Consider the following 23,024-nt stretch of genomic DNA (forward strand, 5'->3'; position numbering starts at 1 on the left):
GAATTTCTACGTAGAAACCGATATATCTAGCATCTCATTGGCATGTGATTTTTTCCGCAAAAAATCAATCTAATCAATGATTTACAAGAAATATACGGGGGTTTTTCACATGCTTTTTCCAAGCTCTATGGGAGAATCCTGTGAACTAGTTACATCGTTTGTACATATTTTTACAAGTAGCACTTAAGCAAACACTGCCGGCCACACGCCTGTCCTAACCCCACCATGAACAAGTTCTACCGTACCGTCTACAGCGAGCTTCTGGGCACGTGGGTCGCCGTGTCGGAAATCTCGAGCGCGCGCGGCAAACGCAGCGGCTCCAAGGTGGTCCAGGTCGGCGCCGCAGGCGCCGTGGTGCTTGCTGGACTGTTCGGTGGCGGGGGCCTCAGCCCCGTGAGTTCGGCCTACGGGCAAACACTGCCGGAAGCCGCCTGTACCGCGGGCAATGGCGGCACGATGTACTCCGCCGCCTCGACCTGCGTGAATTACGTCAACAACACACGCATTTACGTCGATTCATTGTCGACCTCGACGTCGACGGGCCTGAGTACCGCCACCAGCCGCCTCAACTCGCTGTCAACGGGACTGAGCACCACGGACAGCCGCGTCACTTCGCTGTCGACCTCCGCCTCGACAGGCATCAGCTCCCTGTCCACCGGACTGAGCACGGCAACCAGCAGCGTCGCTTCGCTGTCCACCTCCACCTCCACGGGCCTGAGCACCGCTACAAGCAGCATCACGTCCCTGTCGACCTCGGCTTCCACCGGCATCAGTTCGCTGTCGACCTCCGCCTCGACAGGCATCAGTTCCCTGTCCACTGGACTGAGCACGGCAAGCAGCAGCGTCACTTCGCTGTCCACTTCCGCCTCCACGGGCCTGAGTACCGCCACAAGCAGCATCACGTCCCTGTCGACTTCGGCGTCCACCGGCATCAGTTCGCTGTCCACCGGCCTGAGCACCACGAACAGCAGCGTCAGTTCGCTGTCCACATCGGCATCGACCGGCCTGAGCACGGCAACCAGCAGCATCGCGTCTTTGTCGACCTCTACCTCAACGGGGCTGAGCACCGCGGACAGCCGGATCACGTCACTGTCGACCTCGACATCCACGGGCCTGAGTACCACCAACAGCAGCGTGGCTTCGCTGTCGACTTCGGCATCGACAGGCATCAGTTCCCTCTCGACCTCTACGTCCACAGGTCTGAGCACCGCCAACAGCGGGATCACTTCCCTGTCCACGGGACTCAGCACGGCCGGCAGCGGCATCGTCTCCTTGTCCACTGGACTGAGCACAACCAACAGCAGCGTCACCTCGCTGTCGACTTCCACGTCCACGGGCCTGAGTACCGCCACCAGTGGCATTACGTCGCTGTCCACCGGGCTGAGCACGACGAATAGCAGCGTCACATCGCTATCCACATCGGCATCGACCGGCCTCAGCACGGCTAGCAGCGGCATCACCTCGCTATCCACTGGGTTGAGCACAACCAACAGCAGCGTCACCTCGCTGTCGACTTCCACGTCGACAGGCCTGAGTACCGCTACCAGCCGAATCAACTCGCTGTCGACGGGCTTGAGTACCACGGACAGCCGTGTCACCTCCCTGTCCACCTCCACCTCGACAGGCCTGAGCACGGCTACCAGCGGAATCACATCCCTCTCGACGGGCCTGAGCACCACCAACAGCAGCGTCACTTCGCTGTCGACGTCCACCTCGACGGGTTTGAGCACCGCCACAAGCGGAATCGTCTCGCTGTCGACCGGCCTTAGCAGCACCAACAGCAATGTGGCGTCCTTGTCGACGTCGACCTCCACAGGCTTGAGCACCGCCACCAGCGGCATCACCTCCCTATCGACCGGTTTGAGCACGGCGGCCAGCGGGATCATCTCGCTGTCCACCGGGTTGAGCACCGCGGACAGCCGTGTCACTTCGCTGTCCACCTCTGCATCGACTGGCCTGAGCACCGCCGCCAGCGGCATTACCTCCCTGTCCACCGGCCTGAGCACTACCAACAGCAGCGTGGTCTCGCTGTCGACTTCCGCATCGACGGGCATCAGTTCGCTCTCGACCTCTACCTCCACCGGCCTGAGCACGGCGGCCAGCGGAATCATCTCCTTGTCCACTGGGCTGAGCACCGCGGACAGCCGCGTGACTTCGCTCTCCACTTCGGCATCGACCGGCTTAAGCACAGCGGACAGCCGTATTACCTCGCTGTCCACTTCAACATCAACAGGCCTGAGCACCGCTGCCAGCGGCATCATTTCGCTGTCGACCGGGCTGAGCACCACCAACAGCAGCGTGGCCTCGCTGTCGACCTCGGCATCGACGGGCATCAGTTCCCTCTCAACCTCGACCTCCACCGGCTTGAGCACGGCGGCCAGCGGCATCACCTCGCTCTCGACGGGTTTGAGCACCGCCACAAGCGGGATTGTTTCGCTGTCCACCGGGCTGAGTACCACCAACAGCAGCGTGGCCTCGCTTTCGACCTCGGCCTCCACCGGTATCAGCTCCCTGTCCACGGGACTGAGCACCGCAAGCAGCGGCATCATTTCGCTGTCCACGGGACTGAGCACCGCCAACAGCAGCGTAGCCTCGCTGTCGACCTCGGCCTCCACCGGCATCAGCTCCCTGTCCACGGGACTGAGCACCGCAAGCAGCGGCATCATTTCGCTGTCCACGGGACTGAGCACCACCAACAGCAGCGTCACTTCGCTGTCAACCTCGACGTCCACCGGACTGAGCACTGCCACCAGTGGCATTACGTCGCTATCCACCGGGCTGAGCAGTGCCAACAGCAGCGTCACTTCGTTGTCCACGGGCCTGAGCACCACGAACAGCAGCGTCACTTCGCTCTCCACATCGACGTCTACCGGCCTGAGCACCGCCACCAGCCGAATCAACTCGCTGTCGACAGGCTTGAGCACCACGGACAGCCGTGTCACTTCACTGTCCACCTCCGCATCGACCGGCCTGAGCACCGCAGCCAGTAGCATTACCTCCCTGTCGACGGGCCTGAGCACAACCAACAGCAGCGTGGCCTCGTTGTCGACCGCCAGCAGCTCGCTGTCCACTGGGCTCAGCACGGCCAACAGCAGTGTCACCTCGCTATCCACGGGCCTCAGCACCACCGACAGCCGCGTCACATCGCTGTCCACTTCGACATCAACGGGCTTGAGCACAGCCGCCAGCGGCATCACCTCGCTGTCCACCGGCCTGAGCAGTACCAACAGCAACGTCACATCGCTGTCGACCGCCAGCAGCTCGCTGTCCACTGGGCTCAGCACGGCCAACAGCGGCGTGGCGTCCCTGTCTACCGGTTTTAATTCCGTCTCAACAGGCTTTAGCTCCATTTCGACCGGCTTCAGCTCGCTGTCGACATCGGTTTCATCCGGCCTGAGCACGGCGACCAGCGGTATCGCGTCCCTCTCCACCGGCCTGAGCACAACGGCCAGCAGCGTGGTATCGCTGTCGAGTTCAGCCTCAACAGGCCTGAGCACCGCCGACAGCCGCATCACCTCCCTGTCGACATCGACGTCGAGCGGCTTGAGCACCTCCGCCAGCGGCATCGTCTCGCTGTCCACCGGCCTGAGCAGCGCCGACAGCCGCATCACTTCGCTGTCGACGTCCACATCCACCGGTATTGGCTCGCTTTCCACCGGCCTGAGCACCACCAACAGCAATGTCACGTCCTTGTCGACATCGACTTCAACCGGTATCGGCTCGCTGTCTACCGGCTTGAGTACCGCCGACAGCCGTATCACCTCGCTGTCCACTGGCCTGAGCAGTACCAGCAGCAATGTTGCATCGCTGTCGACCTCGGCATCGACAGGCATCAGCTCTCTTTCGACCTCCACGTCCACCGGCCTGAGCACGGCCGCCAGCGGCATCATTTCGCTGTCCACGGGCTTGAGCACCACCAACAGCAGCGTCACTTCGCTGTCGACCTCCACGTCGACGGGATTGAGTACGGCTACCAGCGGCATCACTTCCCTGTCTACCGGCCTCAGCAGCACCAACAGCAATGTGACGTCCTTGTCGACGTCCGCGTCGACCGGCATCAGTTCACTGTCTACCGGCCTGAGTACAGCTGCGAGCGGCATCACCTCGCTGTCCACTGGTCTCAGCACGACCAACAGCAGCGTGATCTCGCTGTCGACCTCGACATCGACCGGCCTTAGCACCGCCGACAGCCGCATCACCTCACTATCGACATCCACCTCCACAGGACTGAGCACGGCCAGCAGCGGCATAAGCTCCTTGTCGACTGGCCTGAGCACCACCAACAGCAACGTCACGTCCTTGTCGACGTCTGCTTCGACCGGCATCGGCTCACTGTCCACCGGTCTCAGCACAACCAACAGCAACGTCACCTCGCTGTCGACTTCGACGTCCACGGGCCTGAGCACCGCGGACAGCAGGATCACATCTCTTTCCACGTCCACGTCAAGCGGATTGAGCACCGCCACCAGCGGCATCACTTCGCTTTCGACATCCGCTTCGACCGGCATCGGCTCCCTGTCCACCGGCCTGAGCACGACCAACAGCAACGTGACCTCGCTGTCAACGTCCACTTCAACGGGCCTGAGCACCGCCGACAGCCGGATCACTTCGCTGTCGACCTCGACTTCCACCGGCCTCAGCACGACGAACAGCAATGTCACCTCCTTGTCGACTTCCACGTCCACAGGCCTGAGCACTGCCACCAGCGGCATTACGTCGCTGTCCACCGGACTGAGCACTACCAATAGCAGCGTCACCTCGCTGTCGACTTCCACATCCACGGGCCTGAGCACCGCCACCAGCGGCATTACGTCGCTGTCCACCGGACTGAGCACGACGAATAGCAGCGTCACCTCGCTGTCGACGTCCACTTCAACAGGCCTGAGCACCGCCGACAGCCGGATTACATCGCTGTCAACGTCGACCTCCACCGGTTTGAGCACCTCCGCCAGCGGCATTACCTCCCTGTCGACGGGCCTGAGCACCACCAACAGCACCGTGAGCTCGCTGTCGTCCTCGACATCGACCGGCTTGAGCACGGCCAGCAGCGGCATTGCATCCCTGTCGACTTCGGCAAACTCGCTGTCCACCGGGCTCAGCACGACGAACAGCAACGTCACCTCCTTGTCGACGTCCGCGTCGACCGGCATCAGTTCGCTGTCCACGTCAACCTCGACAGGCCTGAGCACCGCCGCCAGTGGCATTACGTCGCTATCCACGGGCCTGAGCACCACGGACAGCCGTGTTACTTCGCTGTCCACCTCGACATCGACAGGCCTGAGCACGGCGACCAGCGGCATCGCCTCCCTGTCGACATCGACTTCGACCGGCATCAGCTCGCTGTCAAGCTCCACCTCGACGGGCCTGAGCACCGCCACAAGCGGCATCGCCTCGCTGTCCACCGGGCTGAGCACCACAAACAGCAGCGTCACGTCCCTGTCGACCTCGACATCGACAGGCCTGAGCACGGCGGCCAGCGGCATCACGTCCTTGTCTACCGGCCTCAGCACGACGGACAGCAATGTTGCGTCGCTGTCCACGTCGGCGTCGACCGGCATCGGCTCCCTGTCCACCGGCCTGAGCACGACCAACAGCAACGTCGCCTCGCTGTCGACCTCTACTTCAACGGGCCTTAGCACCGCCGACAGCCGGATCACTTCACTGTCGACCTCGACTTCCACCGGTCTGAGCACGGCTACCAGCGGCATCACCTCCCTGTCGACAGGCCTGAGCACCACCGACAGCAATGTCGCGTCGCTGTCCACATCGGCTTCGACTGGCATCGGCTCCCTGTCCACCGGCCTGAGCACGACCAATAGCAACGTCACGTCGCTGTCGACCTCGACCTCAACCGGCCTGAGCACGGCGACCAGCGGCATCACTTCCCTGTCCACCGGGCTGAGCACCACCAACAGCAATGTCGCGTCCTTGTCGACGTCCGCGTCGACCGGTGTCAGCTCCCTGTCCACCGGCTTGAGCAGCACGAACAGCAACCTTGCTTCGCTGTCGACCTCGACCTCCACGGGCCTGAGCACCGCGGACAGCAGGATCACATCTCTTTCCACGTCCACGTCAACCGGACTGAGCACTGCCTCCAGCGGCATCGCTTCCCTGTCGACTGGCTTGAGCACCACCGACAGCAATGTCGCATCGCTGTCCACGTCGGCTTCGACCGGCATCGGCTCGCTGTCAAGCTCCACCTCGACGGGCTTGAGTACCGCCGCCAGCGGTATTTCATCGCTGTCCACCGGCCTGAGCACGACCAACAGCAGCATCACTTCGCTCTCAACGTCTGCTTCCACAGGCCTGAGCACAGCAACCAGCGGCATCGCATCCCTGTCGACTTCGACCAATTCGCTGTCCACCGGCCTTAGCACCACCAACAGCAGCGTCACGTCGCTGTCCACCGCTACGTCGGTCGGTCTGAGCACGGCTGCAAGCGGCATCACTTCCCTGTCCACCGGCCTGAGCACAACGGACAGCAATGTTGCGTCGCTGTCGACGTCGACATCGACCGGCATCGGTTCCCTGTCCACCGGCCTGAGCACGACCAACAGCAATGTGACCTCGCTGTCGACGTCCACTTCAACAGGCCTGAGCACCGCCGACAGCCGGATCACTTCACTGTCGACTTCGACCTCGACCGGCCTGAGCACGGCGACCAGTGGCGTCACTTCCTTGTCGACATCGACCTCCGCGGGACTCAGCACAGCCGCCAGCGGCATTGCTTCCCTGTCGACGGGCTTGAGCACAACAGACAGCAATGTCACGTCACTGTCGACGTCCACCTCCACAGGCCTGAGCACCGCGACCAGCGGCATTGCATCCCTGTCGACCTCGACCAACTCGCTGTCTACCGGCCTGAGCACCACCAACAGCAACGTCACCTCGTTGTCGACCTCCACGTCAACTGGCCTGAGCACCGCCGACAGCCGGATCACTTCACTGTCCACCTCGACCTCCACGGGCTTGAGCACGGCGGCCAGCGGCATTACGTCCTTGTCCACCGGCCTGAGCACAACTGACAGCCGTGTCGCGTCGCTGTCCACGGGCTTCAGCTCCGTATCGACCGGTTTCAGTTCCCTCTCGACGGGTTTCAGCTCGCTCTCGACCGCCACGTCGACCGGCTTCAGTTCCTTGTCCACCGGCCTGAGCACGACCGACGGCAACCTGGCGGCGCTGTCAACCTCGGCTTCGACCGGTATCGGCTCCCTGTCCACCTCGGCCTCAACGGGCCTGAGCACCTCGGCCAGCCGGATCACCTCGCTGTCGACGGGACTGAGCACGACCGACAGCACCGTGGCCTCGCTCTCGACCGGCTTTGGTTCCATCTCTACCGGCTTCAGCTCAATTTCGACCGGCTTCAGCTCGCTGTCGACCTCGACATCCACCGGCTTTAGCTCACTGTCCACGGGCCTGAGCACCGCCGAAAGCGGTGTGGCCTCGCTGTCGACCGGTTTCAGCTCGGTGTCTACCGGCTTCAGCTCACTCTCAACAGGCTTCAGCTCGCTGTCGACCGCCACCTCGACAGGCTTCAGTTCCCTGTCCACGGGTCTGGGTTCCCTGTCCACGGGCCTGAGCACCACGGACAGCGCCGTGGCCTCGCTGTCCACGGGTTTTGGCACGGTCTCCACCGGCTTCAGTTCCATCTCGACGGGTTTCAGCTCGATCTCGACCGGCTTTAACTCGCTGTCGACATCCACCTCGACCGGCTTCAGCTCCCTGTCCACCGGCCTGAGCACCACCGAAAGCGCGGTGGCCTCGCTGTCCACCGGCTTCAACACGGTGTCCACCGGTTTCAGTTCGATCTCGACGGGCTTTAACTCGTTGTCGACGTCCACCTCGACCGGCTTCAACTCCCTGTCCACCGGCCTGAGCACCACCGAAAGTGTGGTCGCCTCGCTGTCCACCGGCTTCAATACGGTGTCCACCGGTTTCAGCTCGATCTCGACGGGCTTCAGCTCCTTGTCGACTTCCACCTCGACCGGCTTCAGCTCACTGTCCACCGGCCTGAGCAGCACCAACAGCAATGTCGCCTCGCTGTCGACCTCCACCTCGACCGGTGTGAGCTCGCTGTCCACCGGCGTGAGTTCGCTGTCCACGGGCCTGGATTCCCTGTCGACCTCGACCTCCACGGGCATCAGTTCGCTGTCGACCGGCTTCGGTTCCCTGTCCACCGGGTTTGGATCGCTGTCCACCGGCTTTATTTCGCTGTCGACCAGCGTAGGCTCCCTCTCGACAGGCCTCAGCACCACCAACAGCAATGTCGCGGTGCTGTCCACCTCGGCCTCCACGGGCATCAGCTCGCTGTCGACCGCCATCGACGGCCTGTCCACCTCGACCTCCACGAGCGCCAGTTCGCTGTCCACGGGCCTGAGCACCACCAACAGCAACGTCGCTTCCCTGTCCACCTCGGCGTCCACGGGTGTCAGTTCGCTGTCCACCGGCGTCAGTTCGCTCTCGACCGGCGTGAGCTCCCTGTCCACTGGTATCAGCTCACTGTCGACCTCGGCCTCGACCGGCATCAGCTCGCTGTCCACCGGTGTCAGTTCGCTCTCGACTTCGACCTCGACAGGCATCAGCTCCCTGTCGACCAGCATTGATTCGCTGTCGACTTCGACGTCCACCGGCATCAGTTCTCTGTCCACCGGGGTCAGTTCCCTGTCGACGGGCGTCAGCTCGCTGTCCACGGGCCTGAACACCACCAACAGCAACGTTGCCTCGCTGTCGACCTCAACGTCCACGGGCATCAGCTCCCTGTCGACCGGGCTCAACTCGCTGTCCACCTCGACCTCCACCGGCTTCAGCTCGCTCTCGACCGGCTTCAGCTCCGTCTCCACCGGGCTGAGCACGGTGAGCAGCACCGTGACCTCGCTGTCGACCTCGGTCTCCACGGGCACCAGCTCGCTGTCAACGGGCCTGAGCACAGCCAACAGCAACATCGCCTCGCTGTCCACCTCGACCTCCAGCGGCCTGAGCACCGCCAGCAGCGGCATCCTGTCCCTGTCGACCGGCCTGAGCACGGTCGGCAACAGCGTGATTTCGCTGTCCACCGGACTGAGCACCGCCAACAACGGCATTGCCTCGCTGTCCACCGGGCTGTCGAGCGCGACCTCGGGCACCGCGGCCCTGGCCTCGCTGGTCAATGCGGCAAATTCCGCGGCGGCCAACGGCGGCGCAGTTATAGGCTCCACCGCGGGCGGCGCAGCCGGCGCCGGGCTGCTCACGCAGGGAAAATCCTTCAACGGCACGACGATGCAGACCGTGGCCTCGCCTTCCGATTGCACGGTGGCCAACGGCGCCGACACCACGGCAACCGGCCTGTGCGCCAGCGCCGGCACGCGTGCCGGGGTGAATGGCGCAACCGCCACGACGGTGGCGACGGGCGCCACCGCCTATGGTTCGCAGTCGCTGGCCCAGGACAAAAACACCACGGCCATCGGCTTCCGCGCGACGGCCACCTACGAAGGCTCGGTGGCCATAGGCTTCCAGGCCAGGGCGATTGCCGACCCGGCCACCGCCGTGGGCGCCAATTCGCTGGCCTCCGGCAACGACTCGGTGGCCCTGGGCGCCAGCGCCGAAGCCACGGCCAACCGCGCCGTGGCGCTGGGCGCCTACTCGGTGGCCGACCAACCCAACACGGTGTCGGTGGGCTCGCCGGGCAACGAGCGCCGCATCACCAATGTGGCCCCCGGCGTGTTCGCCACCGATGCGGTCAACGTCGCGCAGCTCAACGACGTCAGGCGCGTGGCCTACTCCGGCATCGCGATGAGCATGGCCATGGCCGCCACCTACATGCCCAACCTCGAGGGCGGCGAAAAAGCCCTGGGCATAGGCGTGGGCAACTACAAGGGCTACGGCGCGCTGGGCCTGAACTTCAAGGCGCTCAACAACGACGGCAAGAGCGCATGGGGCTTCGGCGTCTCCACCACCGGCAAGGAGTGGGGCATGAACTTCGGCGCAAGCTGGAAGTGGCGCTAACGGCTCCAGGAGCCGCTCTCAGTAGAATGGCTTAAGCGCCTTACACCGTCAGTCAGATGGAGCCCCCCGGCTCCCGGTGAGCGCCGCGCGGCCCCCCAGGGCCCCCGGCGCTCATTGCTTTGGGAGAGACACAAGCATGCGTATCGGTATCTCGGTCCTCACACACGCCGGCCAGAACATCTGGGAAAACGGGCTGGGGCAGAACGTCGTCTTCCTGGCCCAGTCCTTCCAGAAGCTGCCTTTTGTGCAGTCCGTCGTGCTGCTCAACGGCGGGGACCAGAACACCATGCCGCCGCAGGTCAATATGGACGCGCTGGGCCTGCGCATGATGTCCGCGCACGAAGCCACCGACCACATCGACCTGGCCATCGAGATGGCCGGCGCGCTGGACGTCAAATGGCTGGACTACCTGCGCGCCCAGGGCAAAAAAGTGGTCTGGTACTGCGCCGGCCAGCCCTATGTCGGCCTGATAGAGCCCAGCGTGTTCGACCGCCCGGGGTTTTTCAGCCGGGCCGACCGCTGTGACGAGATCTGGATACTGCCCAAGGACTTTTCCGCCTTCGCCCCCATGCTGCGCGCCCTGCACCGCTGCCCGGTGCATGAGGTGCCCTACATCTGGTCGCCGCAGTTCCTGGACGCGCGCGCCCGGGAGCTGGAAAAAGAAGGCTATGCCTTCGGCTACAAACCGCGCGCAGCCGGCGCGGGCCTGCGCGTGGCCATCTTCGAGCCCAATGTGTCGGTGGTCAAATGCACCAACATCCCCATGCTGATCTGCGACGAGGCCTTCCGCGCCGAGCCCGCGCAGGTGAACTTCATGCACGTGCTCAACACCCTGCACCTGAAGGACCACCCCACGCTGCTCTACCTGGCCAACTCGCTGGACCTGGTCAAGCAGCAAAAAGCGATCTTCCAGGGCCGCCATGACTTTGCCGGCTACATGGTGCAGCATGCCGACGCCGTGGTGGCGCACCAGTGGCAAAACGACCAGAACTACAACTACCTGGACGCCCTGCACGGCAACTACCCGCTGATCCACAACTCGCCCTGGCTGCGCGACGCCGGGTATTCCGACTACTACTATCCCGACTTCAACACGGCAGAAGGCGGGCGCAAGCTGCTGCTGGCCGCAAGCCAGCACGACAGCCGCCTGGAGCAGCACCGCCAGCAGGCCCGGCGGGTGATCGCCTCCGTCGATCCCTTTGCGCACGGCAACCTGCAAAGCCTGGCGCGCAGGCTGCAAGCGCTTTTCAGCAATACCGCAAGCGTGGGAGCCGCCGCATGAGCCAGGCCAAAGCGACCACGCCGGACCGCCTGCGGGTCGGCGTTTCCATTTATGTGCGCAAGGGCGAGCAATCGCTGTGGGAAAACGGCATCTACCAGAACTGCCTGTTTCTGGTGATGCTGCTGCTCAAGGCGCCCAACGTGGCCGAAACCTATCTCGTCAGCGGCGGCGGCGACGGCGATGCGGCCGACGCCCAGCGCTTCATGGCCGACTCCCCGGTGCCTATCATCGATATGGCGGCCGCGGCCGACAAGCTCGACATCATGATAGAGATGAGCGCGCAACTGAGCCGGGACTGGGCCGTGGGCTTTCGCGAGCGCGACGGGAAAATCGTGACCATGCGCGTGGGCAACGACTACGTCATCGACATCGAGCGCATGATCTTCAACAAGCAGCACGGCTTGCTGATCGCCGGGACGCCCTACGACGAAATCTGGACCCTGCCCGAGTACGAGCGCAGCTGCATGCACTACTTCGGCAGCGCGATGCGGGCGCCGGTGCGGCTGATGCAGCACCTCTGGAGCCCCGGCGTGATAGACCGCGCGGCCGCGACCCTGCCCAACGGCGAGACCTTCGGCTACAAGCCGGGCCGCAAAAAATGGCGGCTGGGCATCTTCGAGCCCAATATCTGCATGGTCAAGACCAGCCACCTGCCCATGCTGCTGATCGACATGGCGCACCGGGCCAACCCGCGCGTGATCGAGCTGATGCGGGTCTACAACAGCTTTCACATGAAGGACCATGTGACCTTTGTCGACTTCGCCAACAGCCTGGACATCGTCAGGCACGGCCTGGCCGTCTTCGAAGGCCGCTTTCCGGTCTACCAGTGCCTTTCGTCGCAAGTCGATGCCGTGGTCTGCCACCACTGGGAAAACGGGCAAAACTACCTGTACTACGAAGCGCTTTACGGCGGCTACCCGCTGATCCACAACTCCAGCTTCCTCGCTGATTGCGGCTACTTCTACCCCGGTTTCGACTGCGAGGAAGGCGGCCTGGCCCTGCTGCAGGCCTTTTCCCAGCACGACGCCGACCTGGCGGGCTACCGGGAGCGCGCGCGCACCTTTCTGCGCACCCTGGCGCCCGAGAACGAAAACAACGTGCGTGCCTACAATGAGGCGCTGGTCCATCTGTACCGCGCGGGTTCATCGTGATGTCCACCTCTTTCCTCTTCTTTTTGCGCCGCACGCTGCTGGCGGCCGCCGTTCTGGGCATGCCGGGTTTCCAGGCGCAGGCGCAGGTCACGCCGCAGCGCCCACCCGCTCCCGTGTTGCCGGCACCGGCTGCCGGCGTACCGCTGGACGCGCTGACGGCCGCCGCCACCAATGTGGGCGTGAGGCGCTGCCTGCCGGCCATCACCCGCCTGTCCTCGCTGACCGTCAGCGGCAGCACCGGCAACGACGTGCTGGTCGACTGGGACCGCAAAAACCCCGACGGCGGCCCCTTCTTCTCGCTCAGCGGCGTCGAGTACAAAAACGCCTCGCTGGCCTTTTCCCTGACGGCGGTGCCCGACAGCACGGGCGGCTGCTCGGTCGCGGCCGAACGCATCTCGGTCGCGCCCTTTGCCTGCCGCAGCATCGCGCAGCAGGAGCTTGGCGGCTACCAGGCCACGCAGCTGCTGGCCACCTTCACCGTTTACGTCGATGCGCGCGACCCCGGCGCCTCGGTGACCCTGATCGACTCGCCGCCCGGCTGCCTGATCATCCGCCGCCACGTCGAGTACGACTGGAAAGACCCCGCGCTGAGAGCACCCAGGCGATGAACGGCGGGGCACACCGACCATGAAGGCCCTGCGCATAGGCATCACCATAGGCCTGCGCTCGCCCGATGAAAGCCTGTGGGTCAACGGCATCAAGCAAAACGCGCTGAACCTGGCCTGCGTGCTGCAGGCCTCGCCGCTGGGCCACCGGGTGCAGCTGGTCAACACCACCGACGTGCCCATCACCGGCCAGCTTCCCTGGGACCTCAAGACCTTCCCGGTCGTCACGCTGGAGGCCGCCCTGAAGGACCTCGACGTGCTGATTGAGCTGGGCGGCGGCATCAGCGAAGCGCATTCCCTGCAACTGAAGGCGGCCGGCACGCGCCTGGTCAGCTACTGCTGCGGCAGCGAGTATGTGGTGGTGCTGGAGTCCATCCTGTTTGGCCGGCCGCTCTGGCCCAACGGCGTCTACATGAACCGCCACTATGACGAAATCTGGGTCATCCCCCAGGTGGCCAACAACTCGCTGTCCTTTATCCAGACGCTCAGGCGCTGCCCGGCCAAGGTCGTGCCCTTTGTCTGGGACCCGCGCTGGCTGGAGTCCAGTGTGGCGGCTCTGCCCCATGGCGCGCGCTACCAGCCGGGTCGCGCGGCCAAGCGGCTGGCCGTCATGGAACCCAATATGGATGTGGTCAAGGCCTGCATCTATCCCATCCTGATCGCCGAAGCGGCCTTCCGCGCGCGGCCGGAGCTCATCGAGTTCCTCAACGTCTGCAGCGCCAAGCACCTGGCCGAGCAAAGCCGCGAGTTCCAGCTGCTGATGTTCCAGCTCGACATCGTCAACGCCGGCAAGGCCACCTTCCTGGGGCGTTATGACACGGCGAATTTCCTGGGCGAACACGCCGACGCCGTGATCTCCAACCAGTGGGACAACCCGCTCAATTATTTTTACTTCGACGTCTGCTGGCTGGGCTACCCGCTGGTGCACAACGCCGGCATGTGCAAAGAGCTGGGTTACTACTACGAAGGCAACGACGTGGAAGCCGGCGCGCGCCAGCTGCTGCAGTTGCTGCAGCGGCATGACGACGCGGCCACCGAATATGCCGCGCGGCAGCGCGAGCTGCTGCGGGCGCACACGGCCGCCAACCCGGAACTGGTGGCCCGCTACGACGAACTGCTGGCCGGGCTTTTGACCGGCTGAGAACACGGCCATGGCCCCCACAAACCCCGGCCTGCGCATAGGCATCACCATTGGCCTGCACCAGGAGGCTGAGACGCTGTGGAACAACGGCATCAAACAGAACGCGGTGTTTCTGGCCGAAGCCCTCAAGCACTCGCGGCTGGTGGCCTCGGTGCGCCTGGTCAACACCACCGCCGTCCGCATCACGGCCGCCCTGCCCTGGGACCAGCGGCGCTGGCCCACCGTCGCTTTCGAGGATGCCAAGGACTCGCTGGACGTGCTCATCGAGCTCGGCGGCCAGGTCAGCGCGGAGCAGACCGACTACCTGAAGCACCGCGGCACCCGCCTGGTGTCCTACTGCTGCGGCTTTGAATACGTGCACACCATGGAGTCCATCCTGTTTGGCCGGCCGCTGTGGGGTTATGACCTGTTCATCAACCAGCGTTATGACGACCTCTGGGTGATTCCGCAGGTGGCGCCCATCAGCCAGCATTATTTTTCGACGCTGCGGCGCAGGCCGGCCACCGTCGTGCCCTTTGTCTGGGACCCGGTGTTCATCGAGGAACGCAGCCAGGCCCTGCCTGATGCCGGCCGCTACCACCCGCGGCACGGCCCGCGCCGGCTCAGCGTGATGGAGCAGAACCTGGACGTGGTCAAGTTCTGCCTCTATCCCATCCTGATCGCCGAGGAAGCCTACAGGCGCAGGCCCGAGGCGATTGCCTGGCTGCACGTCACCAATGCCATGCGCCTGGCGCAGGAGAGCAAGGAGTTTGTCGCGCTGATGAACCAGCTGGACATCGTGCGCCAGCACAAGGCCTCCTTCCTGGGCGTTTTCGAGACACCGGCCTTCCTCAGCGAGATGAGCGACGTCGTGATCTCGCACCAGTGGGAGAACGCGCTCAACTATTTTTACCTCGAGGTCTGCTGGCAGGGCTATCCGCTGGTGCACAACGCCCACCTGTGCGCCGACCTGGGCTATTACTACGAAGGCAATGACGTCGAGGCGGGCTGCGCACGCCTGCTGGAGGTCTTCGACCGCCACGACGAGCAGGCCGCCGGCTACGCGGCGCGGCAGCGCGAGCTGATCAAGCGCTACCTGCCGGCCAATGCCGAGGTGGTGTCCCGCTACGAGGCGCTGCTGCTGCGCCTGATGGCCACGCCGCCGGGCTAGCTGGCGGTGACTTCCCTGGCCGTGATCTGGTACTTGAAGTCGTCCGGCGCGTAGGAGTCAAAACGCCCTGCGGCGTTTTCGCCAATGGGGTACATAAAGAAGCCTAGCTTCTCGCCGGCCGATTTCGGCAGGGCCAGGTCGTGCGCCGTGTTGTAAGCCATCCAGTTGCCTTCCCAGCCGCCGAACAGCGCCTTGTTCACGGGGGCCACCACTGGGTCGGCGGTGGTCTTGATCCAGTCCGCCGTTTCCAGGCGCATCACCTTGGCGACGTCGGCCGGGTCCATGGCCACCCAGCCGTGGCCCTTGAGGTAGACCTCGGAGCGGCAATGCTGGGCGCCCTTGAGGCTGGCCGGGTTGCCCGAGAGCTCCTTGTAGCCGAAGGCCGAGGGCACCAGGCGTATGCCGTAGACGTCGCGCGCCGGCAGGCCCACCGAGCGGCACAGGCCGACAAACAGCGCATTGAGGTCGGCGCACTTGCCGCCCAGGTTGCCGGTTTCCAGCATGGTCTTGATGTCGCCCTCGCCGCAGCCGCGCACCTTGGGTTCGCGGTAGGTATTGGCGACGATCCAGTCATAAATCTTTTGCGCTTTCTCGACATCGGTCTTCGCGCCCTGTGTGGCCGCGAGCGCGGTCTTGCGCACGATGCCGTCGGTCGGGATCAGCGTGGTCGGGCGCGTGAAATAGCGCAGCGTGTCGGCGCTTTCGGCCGGAGCGGTTTTCCGCGACCAGTCGATGGCCCGGCCCTGGGTCTGCACGCGGCTGGTCAGTTCCACAAAGGGTTTGGCTTCCGTGGCCGGAAATTCGGCATACAGCATCTTCGCGCCGTCGCGGCCGTCCTGCGCCAGCAGCGTGCTGCCGTTGCTAGCGAAACTGTTGCCCAACGAATGCTGGTAGTCGCTGTTGACCGAGGGAATCGGCAGCCAGACCTTGGTCACGCCTTGCGGCTTGAGGATGTCCACGCGCGTCGTCACGTCAAAAGTACGCCAGGCGCCGCTTTGGGGTGCGAAGTGGCGGCGGCTGGGGGCGGCGGGCGCTTGGGCGAAGTTGAGGGATGGCAAGGCGGCGGCCATGGCGGCTGCGGCGCCGCTTTTCAGGAAGGCTCGGCGTACGGTGGTCATAAAGGATCTCCGGGTGGGGTGAGAGTGGCATACACCGCGGCAGGTAAAGATGCCCCGGGATGCCAGGCCGCAATTATCGCCCCTGCCCTGCCGTCGGCTCTCTCAAGGCTTGAGGAGGCCGTCAATCAGCTTCGCGGCCGCGGGCCCGGTCCAGTCGACTTCGCCCTTGACGCGCAGGCGCGGCCGGCCGGCCGTGTCCATCATCAGGGTTGTCGGGAAGACCTTGACGCCCCAGCCCCGCGCCGCCTTGCCGTCCAGGTCCAGCAACACGGGCAGCGTCACGCCCGTGGTCTTGGCAAACTGCAGGGCACGCGCGGGCGGCTCCTTGAAGTTGATCGCCAGCACCAGCAGCTTCTCGGGCCCGTAAAAATCCGCCACTTGCTGCAGCGTGGGCATCTCGGCGCGGCAGGGCTCGCACCAGCTGGCCCAGAAATTCAGCAGCACGGCCCGGCCGCGCAGGTCGGCAGGCAACCAGGTCTTGCCGGTGGTGTCGACCAGCGCGAAAGCGGATACCGGGCCGGCCCAGGGACTGACTTCATACGCAGGGCCGGTCAAGCCCTGCGGCCTCGCCGGAAGCACGGCGGCACCGGCGCTGATGGCAAGTGCCCGTTGCAGGAAATGGCGACGGGAAAAGGGCGGAATCGTCATGGGCCTGGCATTGGTAGGATGCTGCTAGGGTAACCGAGCCACCATGCATGCATCCATGCGGGTGCCTTCACACCAATCACAGGAAGCTTCATGAACATCGATATCCGGGACGCGCTAGCCAGCGACGCCGCACTGATCCACGCCTTTATCGTCGAACTGGCCATTTATGAAAAAGCGGAGCATGAGGTCATTGCGAGCGTCGCGGACATCGAGCGCAGCCTGTTTGAGCCGGGCACCCCCGCCCGGGCCCTGATCTGCGAGATAGACGGCCAGCCCGTGGGCTATGCGGTGTACTTCCTGAGCTATTCCACCTGGCTGGGCCGCAAAGGCATGTACCTGGAGGATTTGTACGTGTCGCCCAAACACCGGGGCAGCGGCGCCGGCAAACGGCTGTTGCGCCACCTGGCCCGGCTGGCTTTTGACAGCGGCTGCGGGCGCTTCGAGTGGAGTGTGCTGGACTGGAACGAGCCGGCCATCCAGTTTTACCAATCGCTGGGGGCCAAACCACAAGCCGAATGGGTGCGCTACCGCATGGCCGGTGACACCCTGCGACAGTTTGCGCAAGGGGCCGAGCACACAGGCCAGGCCCTGCCGACGCCATAAGCCGCCTGCGCGGGCATGAGGGCGCTGGTCAGCAGTGCCGGCTCTTTGTAAGAGCTCTTTTGTAAGAAATAACAACCTGGGGCGACCAAATGCCACAGGAGGTCCGCGCGCCGCTGCAAAACACAGCACCGGCACAGCGCCAGCATTGGTCCGCCTTGCGGCGCGAACCCTATATAGGACAGCATTTGGCCGGCGCCGCTTGCACCCAAAGCGATTCAGTCCTACAAACGCTCTTTCCAACTGGCTTTTAAATCTAACGTCATTACCAAATAACCGTAGCCAAGGCGAATCTTGAACCTACCACTCAACATATCGGCCCTCTCGCTCCAGCTGCCTCCCGCGTCCCCGCAATTCATTGACCTCTACCGTCCGAACAGCGACGCGCAGGCCATGCATGCAACGGTGCAAGAGCTGACGGAAGCACTGCTGGCCCCGGCGGCCGCTGTGTCGCCCAAATTTTTCTACAACGCGCTGGGCTCCAAGCTCTTTGAGGCCATCACCGGCCTGGACGAGTACTACCCCACGCGCACCGAAGCCGGCATCTTCGAGGCGGCGCGAACGCACATCGCCGCCACGCTGGCCGAGGCGGGCATCCACCAACCCTGCCTGATCGACCTGGGCGCGGGCAACTGCGCCAAGGCCATGGCCTTGATACCGCACCTGCAGCCGCGCCAGTACGTGCCGGTCGACATCTCGGTCGATTTTTTGCGCGATGCGGCCGAGCAGGTGCAAAACAACTTTCCGGCGCTCGACATCGTCGGCCTGGGCATGGACTTCTCGGCCGGGCTGGCCCTGCCGGGCGAAGTCCAGGCGCATGAGCGGGTGTTTTTCTATCCGGGCTCCAGCCTGGGCAATTTCCACCCCGGCCAGGCCTTGCAGTTCCTGGAGCACATCGCCGACCCGGCGCAGGGCAAGGCGCGCGGCCTGCTGCTGGGCATAGACCTGGTCAAGGACACGGCGCGCCTGGAGGCCGCCTACGACGACGCGTTGGGCGTGACCGGCGCCTTCAACAAAAACCTGCTGCTCAATATCAACGACTTGCTGGGCTCGGACTTTGACCTGCGGCAATGGCGCCATGTGGCGCTGTTCAATGCCAGGGAGTCGCGCATCGAGATGCACCTGGAAGCGACGGATGAACTGACGGTGCGCTGGCCCGGCCATGAGCGCGGCTTCCGGGCCGGCGAGCGCATACACACCGAATGCTCCTACAAGTACACGGTCCCGGGCATGACGGCCCTGCTGCGGCAGGCCGGCTTCAATCACATCGAATACTGGACCGATCCCAACAGCTGGTTCGCGGTGTTCTGGGCTGCGGTGTAAACAAACCAGTTCGCCAAAAGAAAAAGGCCGGTTCCCCTCGGGGAAACCGGCCTCGTTTTTTGAAACGCTTTTGAAGCGGGAGCGCGTCAGGCGCGCTCGCCCACCCAGCCCTGCACCGACTTCAGCGCATCGCCCAGCTTGGACGCATCGGTGCCGCCGGCCATGGCCATGTCGGCCTTGCCGCCGCCCTTACCGCCGACTTGCTGGGCCACAAAGTTCACCAGCTCGCCGGCCTTGACCTTGCCCACGCTGTCGGCCGTCACGCCCGCGGCGATCTGCACTTTGTCGCCGTCGACCGCGGCCAGCACAATGACGGCTGTCTTGAGCTTGTCCTTGAGCTTGTCCATGGTGTCGCGCAGGGTCTTGGCGTCGGCGCCTTCGAGTTTTGCGGCCAGCACCTTGAGGCCCTTGATGTCCACCGCCTGCGTGAGCAGCTCATCGCCTTGCGAAGAGGCCAGCTTGCCCTTGAGCGCGGCGATTTCTTTCTCGAGCACCTTGACCTGGTCCAGCACCTGGCCGATGCGGCCCTGCAGTTCCGTCGGGCTGGCCTTGAGCGAGCCGGCCGCGGCCTGCACCGTGGATTCCAGCGACTGCAGATAGGCCAGCGCGTTCTCGCCGGTGACAGCTTCCACGCGCCGCACGCCGGCGGCCACGCCGCTCTCGGCGACGATCTTGAACAGGCCTATGTCGCCGGTGCGCGCCACATGGGTGCCGCCGCAGAGTTCCTTGCTCGAGCCTATGGTCAGCACGCGCACGCGGTCGCCGTATTTTTCGCCGAAGAGCATCATGGCGCCGCTTTTTTGCGCGGCCTCCATGTCCATCACGCTGGCGTCGGTCGCCACGTTGGAGAGGATTTCGGCATTGACGCGGGCTTCGATCTCGCGGATCTGCGCGTCGGTTACGGGCGCGCCGTGCGCGAAGTCAAAGCGGGTGCGCTCGGCGTTCACCAGGCTACCCTTTTGCTGCACATGCTCGCCCAGCACTTCGCGCAAGGCCTTGTGCATCAAATGGGTGGCGCTGTGGTTGCGCACGGTGGCGGCGCGCACGGCGGTATTGACCTGCGCCTTCACCGCATCGCCGACCTTGAGCGTGCCCTCTTCCTGCGTGCCGTGGTGGCCGAACACATCGGCGCGGATTTTCTGCGTGTCGTCCACCGCGAAGCTGGCACCTGCCGCGGTGATGCGGCCCTGGTCGCCGACCTGGCCTCCGCTTTCGGCGTAAAAGGGCGTGGTGTCCAGCACGACCACACCACTTTGCCCGGCATTCAGGGCCTGCACGGCCACGCCGTCGGCATAAAGGGCCACCACTTTCGCGGGCTCTTCGAGCAGCTCATAGCCGGTGAAGGTATTGCCGCTGCCGGTGTATTCGAGCGCGCGGTCCATCTTGAACTTGCCGGCGGCGCGCGCCTGGTTCTTTTGCTTGTCCATCGCGGCCTTGAAGCCGGCCTCATCGACCTCGACGCCGCGCTCGCGGCAGACGTCGGCCGACAAGTCCAGCGGGAAGCCGTAGGTGTCATGCAGCTTGAAGGCCACCTCGCCCGGCAGCACCTTGGCGCCGCCGGCCAGCGCCGTGTCCAGGATGGTCATGCCGATTTCCAGCGTTTCGAAGAAGCGCTCTTCCTCGGCTTTGAGCACGGCGGTGATGCGGGCTTCGTCGGTCCTGAGCTTGGGATAGGCGTCGCCCATCAGTTTGGCGAGGTCGGCCACCAGCTTGTGGAAGAAAGGCGTCTTCTTGCCCAGCTTGTAGCCATGGCGGATCGCGCGGCGGATGATGCGGCGCTGCACATAACCGCGTCCCTCGTTGGACGGGTTGACGCCGTCGGCCACCAGGAAGGCGGTGGCGCGGATGTGGTCGGCAATCACGCGCAGCGACTTGTTGCCCAGGTCCTTCTCGCCGGTTTCGCGCGCGGCGGCCTTGATCAGCGCGTCAAAGATGTCGATTTCGTAGTTGCTGTGCACATGCTGCAGGATGGCGGCCAGGCGCTCCAGGCCCATGCCGGTGTCCACGCAGGGCGCTGGCAGTTTGGTGACGCTGCCGTCGGCCGCCATGTCGAACTGCATGAACACGTTGTTCCAGATTTCGATGAAGCGGTCGCCGTCTTCATCGGGGCTGCCGGGCGGGCCGCCGGGAATGTGGTCGCCGTGGTCGTAAAAGATTTCGCTGCACGGGCCGCAGGGCCCGGTGTCGGCCATCATCCAGAAGTTGTCGGACTTGTAGCGGCCGCCCTTGTTGTCGCCGATGCGGATCACGCGCTCGGGCGGCAGGCCAATTTCCTGGGTCCAGATGTCGTAGGCCTCGTCGTCTTCCTCATACACCGTGGCCATCAGGCGCTCGGGCGGTAGTTTGTAGACCTCGGTCAGCAGCTCCCAGGCCCACGTGAGCGACTCGCGCTTGAAGTAGTCGCCAAAGCTCCAGTTGCCCAGCATCTCGAAGAAGGTGTGATGGCGCGCGGTGTAGCCCACGTTTTCCAGGTCGTTGTGCTTGCCGCCGGCGCGCAGGCAGGCCTGGACGGACGCGGCGCGCACATAGGGGCGCTTGTCGGTGCCCAGGAACACGTCCTTGAACTGCACCATGCCGGAGTTGGTGAACATCAGCGTCGGGTCGTTGCCCGGCACCAGCGAGCTGGAGGGCACCACGGTGTGCCCCTTGGACGCGAAGAAATCGAGGAAGGTCTTGCGGATGTCGGCGACGGTGAAAGTGGGCTGGCTCATCTTGGATTTTGTGGTCTGGCCAAGGTGGCCGGCCGCCGGCGACCTCTGGCCCACTGCGTCGAACCCACCTAAGCGCTTGATTTACTTGAACATTCGATTATAGGCGTGGACCTCTCCGGCAGCCCCGGCGCCAGGCCAAGCCCCGCGCGGGGCCGGCGCATCAAGGCGGTGCCCGGCGCACCGCCCCGGCGCCGGCGCGCGAGCCAGGCCGCACGGCGGCCCCAAAAACAGGCATTCCGACCCTCCTTTACCGCCAAATTCGCTGGCACGCAAGCTGCTTAATACCCTATAAAGATAAATTAAATATCTTCTTAATATATTTATATCCAAGCCTTTTTTCACCCCCATCCTCAGGAGCACTCCCTTGAACAACCCCCGCTGGCAAGGCATTTTTCCCGCCGTCACCACCAAATTCCACGCCGACGAAAGCATTGACGCCGAAGGCACGGCCCGGCACATCGACTTCCAGATCCGCAACGGCATCCACGGCCTGGTGACCTGCGGCTCGCTGGGCGAAGCCAGCACGCTGACGCTGGAGGAAAAACTCCAGGTCGCCAAGATCGCGCTGGACGCCAGCAAAGGCCGCATCCCGGTGCTGGCCAATGTGTCGGAAACCAGCACCCGCGAGGCGCTGCGCTACATCGCCGGCGCCAACCAGCTCGGCGTGGACGGCTTTATGGTCATGCCCTCGGTGATTTACGTGGCCGACGCGCGCGAAGCCATGCTCAATGTGCGCACCATGGCCGAGGCCGCGCGCAAGCCGCTCATGATTTACAACAACCCGGTCGCCTACCGGGTGGATTTGAAGCCCGAGCACATGGCCGAGCTGGCCGACTGCGAATGGCTGGTCGCCATCAAGGAGAGCACCGACAACATCCGCCGCATCACCGACCTGCGCAACACGGTGGGCGACCGCTACCAGCTCTTCCTGGGCGTGGACGACCTGGCCTACGAAGGCCTGGCGCTGGGCTGCGACGGCCTGCTGGCCGGCGTGGGCTGCGCCTTCCCGCGCGAGACCGTGGCGCTCTATGACCTGATGAAAGCCGGCCAATTCGCCGAGGCGCTCAAGCTCTACCAGTGGATGACGCCCATGCTGCACCTGGACGTCTCCACCAAGCTGGTGCAAAACCTCAAGCTCATCGACGCGCTGGTCGGCGTGGGCACCGAGCACATGCGCCGCCCGCGCCTGCCGCTGGTAGGCGCCGAGCGCGAGTTCGTCGAAGCCATCGTCAAAAAAGCCCTGGCGACACGGCCGGCCAAGTACCAGTCCGCCCCGTAAATTTTTCCAACCCCGCAACCAGCACCGAGGAGACA

At 64.3% G+C, this 23,024-nt stretch carries 12 protein-coding genes; 9 read left to right on the forward strand and 3 right to left on the reverse strand.

Annotated features, from left to right (window positions below; translation table 11 throughout):
- Nucleotides 1-225: 225 nt before the first annotated feature.
- From BLQ85_RS24950 to BLQ85_RS05935, 6 genes are all read left to right on the forward strand, one after another.
- On the forward strand, nucleotides 226-9,981 hold the full coding sequence (locus BLQ85_RS24950) for an ESPR-type extended signal peptide-containing protein (RefSeq protein WP_139200922.1): 9,756 nt from the start codon (nucleotides 226-228) through the stop codon (nucleotides 9,979-9,981).
- A 136-nt stretch (nucleotides 9,982-10,117) separates the two neighbouring features.
- Nucleotides 10,118-11,263 (forward strand): DUF2827 domain-containing protein, encoded by a 1,146-nt coding sequence (locus tag BLQ85_RS05915; protein WP_074575412.1) that lies wholly within the window; start codon nucleotides 10,118-10,120, stop codon nucleotides 11,261-11,263.
- Entirely contained in the window at nucleotides 11,260-12,414 is a 1,155-nt protein-coding gene (locus BLQ85_RS05920) for a DUF2827 domain-containing protein (RefSeq protein ID WP_074575413.1), read from the forward strand. Before BLQ85_RS05915 ends, BLQ85_RS05920 begins: the two co-directional genes overlap by 4 nt.
- Nucleotides 12,414-13,022 carry a hypothetical protein gene (locus BLQ85_RS05925; RefSeq protein WP_074575414.1) on the forward strand — a complete coding sequence of 203 codons (609 nt, stop codon included), beginning with the start codon at nucleotides 12,414-12,416 and terminating at the stop codon, nucleotides 13,020-13,022. Before BLQ85_RS05920 ends, BLQ85_RS05925 begins: the two co-directional genes overlap by 1 nt.
- 19 nt (nucleotides 13,023-13,041) lie before the next feature.
- Nucleotides 13,042-14,160 carry a DUF2827 domain-containing protein gene (locus tag BLQ85_RS05930; RefSeq protein WP_074575415.1) on the forward strand — a complete coding sequence of 373 codons (1,119 nt, stop codon included), beginning with the start codon at nucleotides 13,042-13,044 and terminating at the stop codon, nucleotides 14,158-14,160.
- A 10-nt stretch (nucleotides 14,161-14,170) separates the two neighbouring features.
- On the forward strand, nucleotides 14,171-15,310 hold the full coding sequence (locus BLQ85_RS05935; protein ID WP_074575416.1) for a DUF2827 domain-containing protein: 1,140 nt from the start codon (nucleotides 14,171-14,173) through the stop codon (nucleotides 15,308-15,310).
- Here the strand turns inward: BLQ85_RS05935 and BLQ85_RS05940 are convergent.
- Both BLQ85_RS05940 and BLQ85_RS05945 read right to left on the reverse strand, forming a co-directional pair.
- Complete coding sequence (locus tag BLQ85_RS05940) at nucleotides 15,307-16,428, reverse strand: transglutaminase-like domain-containing protein (protein WP_074575417.1); 1,122 nt, start codon at nucleotides 16,426-16,428, stop codon at nucleotides 15,307-15,309. The genes BLQ85_RS05935 and BLQ85_RS05940 overlap by 4 nt on opposite strands.
- Before the next feature lie 102 nt (nucleotides 16,429-16,530).
- Nucleotides 16,531-17,076 carry a TlpA family protein disulfide reductase gene (locus tag BLQ85_RS05945; protein ID WP_074575418.1) on the reverse strand — a complete coding sequence of 182 codons (546 nt, stop codon included), beginning with the start codon at nucleotides 17,074-17,076 and terminating at the stop codon, nucleotides 16,531-16,533.
- A gap of 90 nt (nucleotides 17,077-17,166) precedes the next feature.
- On the opposite strand from BLQ85_RS05945, the gene BLQ85_RS05950 reads away from it, so the two are divergent.
- Together BLQ85_RS05950 and egtD are read left to right on the forward strand one after the other, a co-directional pair.
- The gene (locus BLQ85_RS05950) at nucleotides 17,167-17,679 is read left to right on the forward strand and encodes a GNAT family N-acetyltransferase (protein ID WP_074575419.1); all 513 of its coding nucleotides are present in this window, start codon (nucleotides 17,167-17,169) and stop codon (nucleotides 17,677-17,679) included.
- A 291-nt stretch (nucleotides 17,680-17,970) separates the two neighbouring features.
- Entirely contained in the window at nucleotides 17,971-18,999 is a 1,029-nt protein-coding gene (gene egtD, locus BLQ85_RS05955) for an L-histidine N(alpha)-methyltransferase (protein ID WP_074575420.1), read from the forward strand.
- 86 nt (nucleotides 19,000-19,085) lie between these two features.
- Here egtD and alaS read toward each other — a convergent pair whose 3' ends face one another.
- On the reverse strand, nucleotides 19,086-21,710 hold the full coding sequence (alaS, locus tag BLQ85_RS05960; RefSeq protein ID WP_074575421.1) for an alanine--tRNA ligase: 2,625 nt from the start codon (nucleotides 21,708-21,710) through the stop codon (nucleotides 19,086-19,088).
- Nucleotides 21,711-22,074: 364 nt separating this feature from the next.
- Here alaS and BLQ85_RS05965 point away from each other — a divergent pair, with 364 nt between their 5' ends.
- The gene (locus BLQ85_RS05965) at nucleotides 22,075-22,989 is read left to right on the forward strand and encodes a dihydrodipicolinate synthase family protein (RefSeq protein WP_074575422.1); all 915 of its coding nucleotides are present in this window, start codon (nucleotides 22,075-22,077) and stop codon (nucleotides 22,987-22,989) included.
- Nucleotides 22,990-23,024: the final 35 nt, after the last annotated feature.

Origin of the sequence: Polaromonas sp. JS666 (genome assembly GCF_900103405.1) — a bacterium.
Classification (GTDB): Bacteria; Pseudomonadota; Gammaproteobacteria; order Burkholderiales; family Burkholderiaceae_C; genus Polaromonas.

What these genes read in the sequence shown, in the direction of transcription:
- BLQ85_RS24950 (WP_139200922.1), top strand. Translation starts at nt 226, where the DNA reads ATGAACAAGTTCTACCGTACCGTCTACAGCGAGCTTCTGGGCACGTGG.
- BLQ85_RS05915 (WP_074575412.1), top strand. Translation starts at nt 10,118, where the DNA reads ATGCGTATCGGTATCTCGGTCCTCACACACGCCGGCCAGAACATCTGG.
- BLQ85_RS05920 (WP_074575413.1), top strand. Translation starts at nt 11,260, where the DNA reads ATGAGCCAGGCCAAAGCGACCACGCCGGACCGCCTGCGGGTCGGCGTT.
- BLQ85_RS05925 (WP_074575414.1), top strand. Translation starts at nt 12,414, where the DNA reads ATGTCCACCTCTTTCCTCTTCTTTTTGCGCCGCACGCTGCTGGCGGCC.
- BLQ85_RS05930 (WP_074575415.1), top strand. Translation starts at nt 13,042, where the DNA reads ATGAAGGCCCTGCGCATAGGCATCACCATAGGCCTGCGCTCGCCCGAT.
- BLQ85_RS05935 (WP_074575416.1), top strand. Translation starts at nt 14,171, where the DNA reads ATGGCCCCCACAAACCCCGGCCTGCGCATAGGCATCACCATTGGCCTG.
- BLQ85_RS05940 (WP_074575417.1), bottom strand. Translation starts at nt 16,428, where the DNA reads ATGACCACCGTACGCCGAGCCTTCCTGAAAAGCGGCGCCGCAGCCGCC.
- BLQ85_RS05945 (WP_074575418.1), bottom strand. Translation starts at nt 17,076, where the DNA reads ATGACGATTCCGCCCTTTTCCCGTCGCCATTTCCTGCAACGGGCACTT.
- BLQ85_RS05950 (WP_074575419.1), top strand. Translation starts at nt 17,167, where the DNA reads ATGAACATCGATATCCGGGACGCGCTAGCCAGCGACGCCGCACTGATC.
- alaS (WP_074575421.1), bottom strand. Translation starts at nt 21,710, where the DNA reads ATGAGCCAGCCCACTTTCACCGTCGCCGACATCCGCAAGACCTTCCTC.